Source organism: Candidatus Poribacteria bacterium (assembly GCA_016866785.1).
In the GTDB taxonomy this organism is placed as follows: domain Bacteria; phylum Poribacteria; class WGA-4E.
This window is the reverse complement of sequence record VGLH01000143.1, coordinates 1-9,855: the sequence shown is the minus strand read 5'-3', so window position 1 is coordinate 9,855 and position 9,855 is coordinate 1. Positions and strand designations below refer to the sequence as shown.

General features: G+C 65.2%; 10 protein-coding genes. 3 read left to right on the top strand and 7 right to left on the bottom strand.

Annotated features, from left to right (window positions below):
- Positions 1 to 123 precede the first annotated feature (123 nt).
- Together FJZ36_16270 and FJZ36_16265 are read right to left on the bottom strand one after the other, a co-directional pair.
- Complete coding sequence (locus FJZ36_16270) at positions 124 to 690, bottom strand: cytochrome c (protein MBM3216457.1); 567 nt, start codon at positions 688 to 690, stop codon at positions 124 to 126.
- A gap of 78 nt (positions 691 to 768) precedes the next feature.
- Complete coding sequence (locus FJZ36_16265) at positions 769 to 1,482, bottom strand: hypothetical protein (GenBank protein ID MBM3216456.1); 714 nt, start codon at positions 1,480 to 1,482, stop codon at positions 769 to 771.
- Positions 1,483 to 1,660: 178 nt separating this feature from the next.
- Between FJZ36_16265 and FJZ36_16260 the strand changes: the two genes are divergently transcribed.
- Both FJZ36_16260 and FJZ36_16255 read left to right on the top strand, forming a co-directional pair.
- Positions 1,661 to 2,854, top strand: a complete 1,194-nt coding sequence (locus FJZ36_16260) for a Gfo/Idh/MocA family oxidoreductase (protein MBM3216455.1) — start codon at positions 1,661 to 1,663, stop codon at positions 2,852 to 2,854.
- A gap of 102 nt (positions 2,855 to 2,956) precedes the next feature.
- Positions 2,957 to 3,688 (top strand): DNA helicase UvrBC, encoded by a 732-nt coding sequence (locus FJZ36_16255; GenBank protein MBM3216454.1) that lies wholly within the window; start codon positions 2,957 to 2,959, stop codon positions 3,686 to 3,688.
- Positions 3,689 to 3,698: 10 nt separating this feature from the next.
- Here FJZ36_16255 and FJZ36_16250 read toward each other — a convergent pair whose 3' ends face one another.
- Positions 3,699 to 4,262, bottom strand: coding sequence for a pentapeptide repeat-containing protein (locus tag FJZ36_16250; GenBank protein MBM3216453.1), 564 nt, complete (start codon positions 4,260 to 4,262; stop codon positions 3,699 to 3,701).
- Between the two features lie 120 nt (positions 4,263 to 4,382).
- Between FJZ36_16250 and FJZ36_16245 the strand changes: the two genes are divergently transcribed.
- On the top strand, positions 4,383 to 4,724 hold the full coding sequence (locus FJZ36_16245; GenBank protein ID MBM3216452.1) for a hypothetical protein: 342 nt from the start codon (positions 4,383 to 4,385) through the stop codon (positions 4,722 to 4,724).
- A gap of 19 nt (positions 4,725 to 4,743) precedes the next feature.
- Here FJZ36_16245 and FJZ36_16240 read toward each other — a convergent pair whose 3' ends face one another.
- Genes FJZ36_16240 through FJZ36_16225 form a run of 4 tightly spaced genes read right to left on the bottom strand, consistent with a single transcriptional unit; the run spans position 4,744 to position 9,687 of the window.
- Positions 4,744 to 5,688: a DUF4838 domain-containing protein gene (locus FJZ36_16240; GenBank protein ID MBM3216451.1), complete on the bottom strand. Its 945-nt coding sequence runs from the start codon at positions 5,686 to 5,688 to the stop codon at positions 4,744 to 4,746.
- Positions 5,678 to 6,985: a radical SAM protein gene (locus FJZ36_16235; GenBank protein ID MBM3216450.1), complete on the bottom strand. Its 1,308-nt coding sequence runs from the start codon at positions 6,983 to 6,985 to the stop codon at positions 5,678 to 5,680. The genes FJZ36_16240 and FJZ36_16235 overlap by 11 nt, the downstream gene beginning before the upstream one ends.
- Positions 6,985 to 8,646 carry an arginine--tRNA ligase gene (locus FJZ36_16230; protein ID MBM3216449.1) on the bottom strand — a complete coding sequence of 554 codons (1,662 nt, stop codon included), beginning with the start codon at positions 8,644 to 8,646 and terminating at the stop codon, positions 6,985 to 6,987. The genes FJZ36_16235 and FJZ36_16230 overlap by 1 nt, the downstream gene beginning before the upstream one ends.
- Before the next feature lie 39 nt (positions 8,647 to 8,685).
- A complete protein-coding gene (locus FJZ36_16225) occupies positions 8,686 to 9,687 on the bottom strand; it encodes a Gfo/Idh/MocA family oxidoreductase (protein ID MBM3216448.1) in 1,002 nt (333 codons plus the stop codon).
- Between the last annotated feature and the right edge of the window lie 168 nt (positions 9,688 to 9,855).

Genomic DNA, 9,855 nt, shown 5'->3' with positions numbered 1-9,855 from the left:
CCAGCGATGTAGTCGTTACCGCGCACGAAGTACCCAGCCGGGATGAGCAGCATCTCCGAACCGTCCCGAGCCGTCACGGAAGTCAGCGGCGTCGCGCTCTCTGGCATCGTCCTCCGAGCCGGTCTAGTAAGGTTTGCCCATGCGGTTCAGAGCCGCTGGAACCGCATTGCGGATGGGTTTGACGGTCTGCAGGTAAGCCCAGATCGCTCGAAGGTCCTCTTCGTTGAGCGTCTGGTAGTGCTTCCAGGGCATCGGGGGCAGCAGAGCTCGCCCCTTGGGGTCGCCGAGGTGCTTGCCAGACCGCATCGCTGCGAGAAACTGGTCTTCCGTCCACTTCCCGAGACCTGTCTCGCGGTCCGGCGTGAGGTTCGGAGAGAAGGACACCCCCCACGGTCCAGCGAACGCTGTGAAGGTCGGGTTGATCGAGATGAAGACGCCCTGCTGCATCATCTCCATCGAGTACTTCGGAACTGGGGAGCCTGCCGGATGACCGGACAAGGCGCGCGTGCTGTCTTCGTCCGCTCCCGACCGAGGCGTGTGGCACGATCCGCACGCAGCGACCGACTCGACGACATACTTGCCGCGCGCCACTCGGTTCGACTGCGCCTGCTGCGCCGTGGCGACGAGCATCGCCGACGCGAGCATGCCCCCAACCAAGATCAGCCCCATGCCCCACCGCCTGAGTCGCATGCGCGTTCCTCCTTCACCCGAGCCTTGCGCGCGCCACTATTGTAGCCCAAGGCTGGGAGGAGATGCGCGCCCGAACGGCTAGTGCCGCGACGTGACGAAGCGCTCTGGTTCGTGCGGCATGGCGAGCGCCAAGACGCCCAGCAGCAGACCCTCGACCAGCACGACCACGCCATCTGTCACGGGCAGCCAGAAGAAAGCCGTGACGACGATGCTGAGCAGGATGAGCACGACCGCGGGTCCCTGCGCTTTCCGATGGGCGGTGGCGGCGAGACAGGCGAACGCGATCAGCCCGAGCAGGAGGGTTACCCGCGACAGCGGCTCCACGACTCCGCGCCAGAGGATCGTCGCGACCTGGATGGACGTATCCATGGACGGCTCGGCGGGAGCGGCGGCGGTAAGGTCGGGCGTCGGCAGCGACTCGATGGTCTCCTCCGCAGTAGACGACATCTCCTTCGCGGCGCCGTACAGGGAGCGAAGCCTCTCGACAGGCTGGGTCTGGATCAGGCTGCACACCAGACTCAGCGGGAGCCACACAGCGAAGAACCCGCGCGCCGCTGTGGCGAAGCCGCCCTTAGCGCGGTCTACGAACGCATGGATCGGGGCGATGGCGAGGAGAAGCGCGAGAGTGCGCAGACCCCACGTCTTTCCAAGCGCCGACTGGTTGCTGATGTATTCGAGCCAGTTATTGGGGTCGTGACCACTAGGGGCACCGCTATAGACGAGAATCTGCCAGAATCCCACCGCGACGAACGCCAGACCTGCCAACAGCGCCCACCCGCGTGCGCCCTTCATCTCGGTGTCCTCCGCGCTCCGGTGCCTTTCGTAGGACGGTTCGAGCCGCCGTCGATTCACATACGCCAGACGACAGCCAACGGATTATCCCACGGATTCGGCTGGTCGCCAACCAGGTTCTGTGTGTGCGGACGAATCCCGATGAACACTTGCGCGCACACAAGGATTTGCGTAGGCTGTGAACGGGAACCGGACGCGCTGCCGGACGTCGGCGATGGGAGGGGCAATGGCTGCCACACGGTTAGGCGTCGGGATGATCGGCTACGGGTATATCGCGCGAGTGCATACCTACGCGCACACAAGCCTGCGGTTCTTCTACGACCCGATGCCCTTTGAAAGCCGACTTGTGTGCGCCTGCGCGCGCCGTATCGAGTCTGTGTTCGATGCGATCACTCGCGGAGGTTACGAGTACGCGACGACGTCGCCAGGCGACGTGTTTGCGGACCCGACGGTATCCGTCGTCCACATCTGCACGCCGAACGACACGCATGAACCATACGCGGTCGAGGCATTGAGGGCAGGCAAACACGTCTACTGTGAGAAGCCGCTCGCGCGGAACCTCGACGAAGCGCGGCGGATGCGCGACGTCGCGGCTGCGTCAGGGCTGGTGCACCAGGTCGCGTTCAACTACCGGTTCGTGCCGGCGATCATGCGGGCGAAGCAGCTCGTGGACGACGGCTTTCTCGGCGACGTCCTCTCATTCCGCGCCACGTATCTGCACAGCGGCTATGTGGATCCGGCGCGTCCCATGTCGTGGCGGCTGGATCGCGAACGAAGCGGCGGCGGCGCGCTGCACGACCTGGGTTCGCATGCGGTCGATCTGGTGCGTCACCTTTTGGGCAACGCGCGACGCGTCATGGCGTCTTTGCCAACGCTCATCCGTGAACGACCGTCGGGATCCGATGGGTCGATGTCGCCGGTGGAAGTCGACGACCTGGCGTTGATGCAGGTGGAGCTCGAAAGCGGGGCAGTCGGGACGGTCGAGGCGTCCCGCGTCGCCACCGGGTCCACCGACGACCTGACCATCGAGGTTCACGGAACCCACGGAGCGATCCGGTTCCGATTGGCAGACCCGAACTGGCTCGAAGTGTTCGATGAGCGCGCCGCTGGAGAGCCCATCGGAGGCATTCGCGGTTACACACGCGTTCAAGTGGTGCAGGCGTATCCGCCACCTTCTGCTTTCCCTTCGCCGAAGGCGAGCGTCGGTTGGCTCCGATTCCACGTCGCCAGCCTGTTCGACTTCCTGACCAACGTCGTCGAAGGGCGGGTCGGCTCGCCATCGTTTGACGACGGCTTCGCCGTGCAGGCTGTCCTTGAGGCGGCGCAGCAGTCTCACGCATCTGGCGCTTGGGCGGACGTCGCGGCGCAGTGACGCCGCTGTGGATCGCTCGCGCCGCGACCTGCCCGTACTCGCGTGTCGAGCCCGACGGTGGTAGACTCACACGACGGCATAGGAAGCGACGGAGAGGCGCACATGGCGAAGGCGAGCCTCAACCGCGACGACCTGACGATCGAGGCCCTGGATCAGATCCTCGACGCAATCGGCTATGACAGCGACACGCAGGTCCGTGTGCTGCGACGAGACGACGGCAGAGAAGTGCTCATCGTACAGGCGAACCGGTTCAGCGTGACGCGTCTGTACGTGACAGGGCGTCCAGATGGACGGCTCATCGACGGATTCGAGTCGCTGCATGCGTTGGTCAGGCATCGGCTTGAAGAGTTCAAGAGCGAGCACGAGACGGACGCCGGCTTCAGCCTGGAACCTGCCACGTGGCGTCGGCTCTTTGCGGAGAGCGCCGACCGCTACGTTCGCTACTTGTTCTGCTCCGGCATCCATCGGTGGGGGGACGTCGAGCGAGACACGCGAACCAATCTGGACACCTGCGACCTGGCGCGACGCTACGCCGACGATGAGCTGGCATGGGGGATCTACCAGTACAAAGGGTACATCCTCATGATGAACACCATCGCCCGCGCGGAACTGGCACTGGAGGGCGGAGCCATCCAGGACGTGGGCAAGGTCCTGATGGAAGGGATCGACAAGATCGGCGGGTTCTGCCGTGAATGCCTGTTGTCAGGACATCCTGAGGCAGAGGCGACGACGCGGGAACACTACCTGAGCAACCTGCTGCGCTACCGAGAGGGGCTGATCCACGACGGTCGGCTCCCGGATGCCGCCCGCGAGGATCCGCGCAACGTCGTCTAGCCGATCCCGGCTAGGGGAGAGCGTCGAGCGTAAGACGACGGATTCTAGCGCCTTCGAGTTGAGCGTCCTCCAGATCGGCTCCGCGGATCAGGGCTTCGTACAGATAGGCGTGAGTCAGGTTCGCGCCTCTGAGAACGACGCCGTTCAGGTCGCACCGACGGAACACCGCGCGGCTCAGGTCGGCTCCGGCAAAGGAGGTCGGAGGATCGTACGCGTGGTCGAGTTGTGGGTTGGCGTCGCCCAGCATCGCCTCCTGCAGCTTCGCGCCGTCGAACCTCGCACCGCCGATCTTGGCTCCGCTGAGGAAGCACCCGTTCATCGCGGCGTTCGTGAAGTCCGCACCCCTCAGGTCTGCCCCGACAAAGCTCGCCTGGCTCAGGTCCGCTCCTGCGAAGTTCGCGCCTCGAAGATCCGCCCTGTTGAAGTTGGCGAAGCGCAGGTTCGCCCTCGCGAAGTCGGTTCGGATGAGGGTCGCCTTGGCGAAGTCGGTTTCCGCCATCTGTGCGCCTGCATAGCTCTTCGCTGCCGTCCCTGCCGACTGGGCAGGCGATCGACGGTGGGCTTTGTCCGCCATGTTCGGGGTCGTGCCTCCGCTGTTTGCGACGTTGGTGACGTGTTCGCGATTCTATGCCACTCGTGCGCGCAGCGCAATCGCGTTTCGCAGCGCCGAGAGGATCATCTTGGGGGAGAAGCCATGGTTCGCCGATGGGGTTCATGGTTGGTTGCCTTCGTGCTGGGTGCCGTGGCTGTCCTGATGGTCAGCCGTGGGCTCGTGCCGTCCGCGAAGGCGCAGTATCTCGGCAAGTTCCAGAACGTGGATTTCGGGTTCAGCACGACCGGCGGGACGAGCACGCTGACGTTCTTCGACAGAGATACGGGGGTCGTGTACCTCTACGTCGCATCGGGTCGAGGCGACTTTCAGCTTGCGCGGCGTCTCACGCTCAGCGAGTTGGGGCAGCCGCTCGCAGTTGGGATGCGTGCACCGGCAACGCGCGTGCCATCGCTGCCCTCCGGTCTCGATGCTGGAACCGAGTAGCGGCTGCCTCGACCTGCGATCACTTCGACGCCAGCAGTCTGCCGTACTCGGTGATGGGCGGCTTCCCGTAGCGTTGGACGTAGTCGGCGTCGAGGTATACGCCGAAGGATGTCGCACTGTCGAAACCCAGCCCCGAATAGGTTCGCACGTCCGAGCGGATCGCGTCGGCGTAGAACGGAATCTGGATACTCGGTCGCTTCCACCCGGAGAAGCGGGACGCATCGATCCAATACTCGAGAACCTGGGAACCCGTCATGTCAAACGCAGCCGCAAGTCGCCGTAGGTTCGACAGATGTTCGGCGTTCGCATCGCTGGATGGGTCGTCCAGCGGACGAGAGGATTCCCGACGGATCGGCGCGTACTCCAGGAAGAGCGCCGGCGAAGGCGTGATGGACGTCGGTGGGTTCAGCGTGTTCCAGTACGCCAAGTACGCCAGTCGAGCCGTCGAGCGGTAGGCGACCAGGGCTTCTGCCATCGCGTTCATCGCGCGGACGTTCTGGTCGCTCGGGGACAGATCGCGGCAGTCAGGACAGGCGCACCAGGGCTGAGCGTCGTCTGCCCAGAGGTAGTATCGGTCGGTGACCGGCTGGAGGGCTTTTGCGACCTCGACCGCCCGCTCGGCGATGCGCGCCAGTGCGTCCGGGCTCGCCGTGCAGAGGTTCGCATCCGGCACGCGCTCGCCGTTGTCGTCCATACGGAACCACGCCTGGCGATCGGCGTGCAATCCTCTGGGCAGGAGCCACGCCATCGCGTGAATCTCGTATTCGACGACGATGCCCCGCGATTCCGCGCCAGACAGACACCGCTTGCCTTCATCCGAGGCGATGAACGCCTTGAGCCCTTCCACATCGCTGTGCAGACCCAAGACGTTGAGCTCGGCTTCCGAGAGCCATTCCAGCCACGTATCGACCATACCCTGAAGATCGACCGGCGCGAGGACGATCCCACGGCGATCAAACGACATGATGAGGCTCCAATGTCGAGCGGACGGGCCGGTTGAAGTAGCCGAACTCGATGTGCGGGTGCGCTTCTCGAACGCGCTGCATCCATGCGCGGACGCCAATGCCCGGTTCGGGTGGCAGCGACAGCGCCTGCCAGTATTCGTCTGGATCAATGCTCAGGTTCCGCATCTGGATGAGGTCGATACGCGCCTCCTCGACGAAGCGAAGTAGCGCGTCGAGCTCGCTGGGGCGGTCGTTGACGCCCGGAAACGACAGGTAGTTCAGCGAGACGTAGGCTCCCAGCTCCTTGGCGATTCGGGCGGATTCGCGGACGTCGTCGAACGAGTAGCCACGTGGGCGGTAGTACGACGAGTAGGTCGAAGGCACGGCGGAGTTGAGGCTGACGCGCAGGCTGTCGAGCCCGGCGTTGACAAGGCGTTCGATGGCGCGAGGCTTGCTGGCGTTCGTGTTCATGTTGATCGTGCCGCGTTGGATCCTGTCGCGGATGCGCCGGATCGCCCGCTCGATGATCGGAGCCTGGAGGATGGGGTCGCCCTCGCATCCTTGACCGAAGCTGACGATGGGCAGCTCGGCGGACTCAAGATGCGGCACGGCGACCTCGACGATGTCGTCGACCGAGGGAACCGCCAGCACTCGCTCGTGAGATGCCTCGCATGACCCTTCGGGCTGGAGCGAGATGCATCCGACGCAACTCGCGTTGCAGGCTGGCGACACGGGCATCGGGAGCTCCCACCTGCCGAGGAACGCGTTCTTCGCCGCAAAGCAGTGGTAGTCGATGGCGCATCGCGCAAGCTGATCCCACACGCTGTTCTCGGGGAACTCGGCGAGACGCGCCTCGACAGCGGGTGTGAGGTCGTTGTCGTCGTAGTTGTCGGGGTTCCAGCGCGGGTTGTCATCGACCTGAATCGCGGCGATCCAGAACTGATCGTCCATCCAGGCGACGGCGGAGTACGCCCATAGAGGGAGCACCTCGGCTCCTTCACGACGCTTCGCTGCCGGTAAGACCGTGCGCGTGTAGCCCGGCGGCGGAAACGCGGCGACGGCGTCTCCCAGATCGCAGCCGATGAACCCCCCGGAGCGCGCGTCCCAACCGACCGCGGCGCGCTTCGGCATCGTGAAGAGGCGGCTGTTCCTGGGCAGCGGGATCAGGTCGCCCAGGTCGCAGCGCTGGATCGTGTCGCCGGACCGCACGGTGAGCTCGAGATGAGGATGGTCGAACACCTCTCCCGCATCGTTCGCGTAGACGAGTCGCGGCGTTCGGTCTCGCCCTCGCTGACGCACGGAGCGTCGGATTCGCATCACATGCGCTCCGGAGCGCGCACTCCCAGGAGCCCGAGCCCATTGGCGAGCACAGTCTGAGCGGCATGCGACAGCGCCAGGCGAGCTCGGGATCGAGGCACGTCCGCCGCGTCGAGCACCCGGCAGCGGTCGTAGAACAGGTGGAACGCGGTCGCGACGTCGTTCAGGTAGTGGGGGATGCGGTGAGGTTCGTACGCCTCGGCGGCGTCCGCGACGACGTCGGGGAAAGACGCGCAAACCTTGATGAGCGCGAGTTCCTCCGGTTCACCCAGGAGCGACGCGTCTGCGTCGCCATCCGCCTCGATGCCGCGTTCCTGAGCCTGCCGGAAGATGCTGGCGATCCGCGCGTGGGCGTACTGCAGGTAGTAGACCGGATTCTCGTTGGTCGATTGCTTCGCGAGATCGACATCGAACGCCAAGTGCGTTCCGGCGCTCCGCAGAACGAAGAAGAGTCGCACGGCGTCCTCTCCGACCTCGTCGATGAGCTCATCGACGGTCACGAAGTTCGCCCGTCGCGTGGACATCTTGACCGTCTCGCCGCCTCGCGTGATCGTGACGAACTGGTGGATCAAGACGTCGATGCGGCTTGCGTCGAACCCAAGGGCTTGGACGGCGGCGATCACGTCCGGGTACGTGTCGATGTGGTCTGCGCCGAATACGTCGACGATGCGGTCGTAGTTGCGGCGCAGCTTGTCGCAGTGATAGGCGATGTCCGGGAGCCGGTAGGTCGGTTCCCCTGTGCTGCGGATGATGACGCGGTCCTGCGGACCTCCGTACGCCGTCGCCCGGAACCAGATGGCTCCCTCGTGCTCGTAAGACGCACCGATGCGTCGCAGATCGTCGGCGACACGTTCGACCGCGCCAGTCTCGTAGAGGGAGAGCTCGTTGAAGTAGCGGTCGAAGGCGATTCCCAACCGCGAGAGCGTGCGTCGGATATCGGCGAAGACGGCATCGACGGCGACGGCAGTGAAGGGCGCGATGTCATCCGAGTCGAGCAGGGCGTTGCCTTCTCGCCCGAACAGCGCGCGGGCGATGTCGCGGATGTACTCGCCCTGGTAGCCATCCTCTGGGAAGGGGATGTCACGACCGGCGATCTCACCGTAGCGTGAACGGACGGACTGGCCGAGGACGCGCATCTGGCGACCGCCGTCGTTGAAGTAATACTCCCGCGATACCTGGTAGCCGACCGCCGATAGGAGCCGCGCGACGGTGTCGCCGATAGCGGCTTGCCTGCCGTGACCGAGCGTTAGGGGACCCGTTGGATTGGCGCTGACGAACTCGACGAGAGCGGTCTTGCCAGCATGGGTTGCCGAGCCGCCGAAGTCGGGCCCGTCGCGCAAGATGTCCCGTAGAGCGCGGACGATGCGGTCGTTGGACAGCCGCACGTTGATGAACCCGGGACCCGCGATCTCGACCGCGCCGATGGCGGGATGCGTCGTCGCGTGCTCGACGATTGCCGTTGCGATGGCGCGAGGCGCGAGCTTCGCGGCGCGCGCGAGCTGGAGCGCGATCGGACTCGCCAGGTCGCCATGCGATGGGTCGCCGGGCTGCTCGATGGGCACATCCTCGACGGCGTCGAGGCGGAGCGAGCCGTCGGCGATCGCCGCTTCAAGGGCTGTGCCGAGCCACGCACGCACTTCGTCGGATATCTGACGCCACATGGCGACCTCTCAATCCACGCGGGATGCGCCTCGTGCCGGTCACCATCCTATCGGAGACGGAGCGACCGGCTCCCCGGAGGCGGCTGACGCATACGCAGCCTCGACAATCGACAGGACGCGCACCATGTCTCGGATCGTCGCCACCGGGGCTTCTCCGGCGCGGAAGCGACGGACGACGTCCGACACGTACGCCGAATAGTCGGGTTCCGGTTCCGTCACCTCGACGCGCTCGCCGTCGCGGAAGCAGATCGTGGGGCGCTGCCACCGAGCCAGGTTGTTGCTGGCGAACGCGGCGGCGGTGCTCAACGACATCAGGTCTTCCTTCGGCTCGGCGGGCAGCAGGTATGCCGATTCGAGGACCGCCTGCGCCCCGGAGACGGTCTCCAGCAGCGAGCTCGACAGGTCTTCGACGGTTGCGCCGGACAGACGATGGCTCGTCTGACAGAAGACGCGGCACACCGGTTCGCGCACCAGCGACAGGAACAGGTCGATGGCGTGCGTCCCGAAGTTGATCATGCATCCGCCGCCGGCTTTCTCACGGTCGAGCATCCACGGGCAGTTCCATTCCACGTACCGGCGGATGGGCCCGCCGACGAACCGGTGTTGAAACTGGTGGATTTCGCCGAGCTCCTCGCGACGATCGAGGAGGGCTCGGGGGAAGCCGCCGAGTCGCCGCACGAAGGCAACTCCGGCAAAGAGACCGGTAGCTTCGGCTGACGGCAAGAGCTCTGCCAGCGCGTCCGCTTGGAGCGCCATCGGTTTTTCCATGGCAAACGGCTGCGAGCGTTCCACGAGCAGACGGGCGAGGTCGAGCATCCGCCAGTGCGGTGCGAAGGCGAGAGCGAGATCGACCGTCTCCCGGTCGAGCAAGTCCGCTGCCGCTGCAAAGGCTCGGCATCCGAGTGAACGGGCGAGCTCCTGTGCGCGAGGCAGATCGGCGTCACTCACCCCGACGATCTCGGCGTCGAGCGGTCGCAGCGCATCGACGTACATCGGCACGTGCCAGTGGTCGATCTCGAGCAGGGCGACTCGGAGGGACATCGGTCTGCATCCCGCGCTGCGTGTCGAGCCAGCGCTAGTCCAGATCGGATTGCTCCGTCATTGAGGGGCTCGCCGGTTCCATGCCGGGAACCAGCGGCTCGTCCGTCGGTGGAGTCGGCTCGGACTTGTAGCCGCATTCCTTGCGGTAGCACAAGTTGTACTGCCGCG

What these genes read in the sequence shown, in the direction of transcription:
- FJZ36_16270 (MBM3216457.1), bottom strand. Translation starts at nt 690, where the DNA reads ATGCGACTCAGGCGGTGGGGCATGGGGCTGATCTTGGTTGGGGGCATG.
- FJZ36_16265 (MBM3216456.1), bottom strand. Translation starts at nt 1,482, where the DNA reads ATGAAGGGCGCACGCGGGTGGGCGCTGTTGGCAGGTCTGGCGTTCGTC.
- FJZ36_16255 (MBM3216454.1), top strand. Translation starts at nt 2,957, where the DNA reads ATGGCGAAGGCGAGCCTCAACCGCGACGACCTGACGATCGAGGCCCTG.
- FJZ36_16250 (MBM3216453.1), bottom strand. Translation starts at nt 4,262, where the DNA reads ATGGCGGACAAAGCCCACCGTCGATCGCCTGCCCAGTCGGCAGGGACG.
- FJZ36_16245 (MBM3216452.1), top strand. Translation starts at nt 4,383, where the DNA reads ATGGTTCGCCGATGGGGTTCATGGTTGGTTGCCTTCGTGCTGGGTGCC.
- FJZ36_16240 (MBM3216451.1), bottom strand. Translation starts at nt 5,688, where the DNA reads ATGTCGTTTGATCGCCGTGGGATCGTCCTCGCGCCGGTCGATCTTCAG.
- FJZ36_16235 (MBM3216450.1), bottom strand. Translation starts at nt 6,985, where the DNA reads ATGCGAATCCGACGCTCCGTGCGTCAGCGAGGGCGAGACCGAACGCCG.
- FJZ36_16230 (MBM3216449.1), bottom strand. Translation starts at nt 8,646, where the DNA reads ATGTGGCGTCAGATATCCGACGAAGTGCGTGCGTGGCTCGGCACAGCC.
- FJZ36_16225 (MBM3216448.1), bottom strand. Translation starts at nt 9,687, where the DNA reads ATGTCCCTCCGAGTCGCCCTGCTCGAGATCGACCACTGGCACGTGCCG.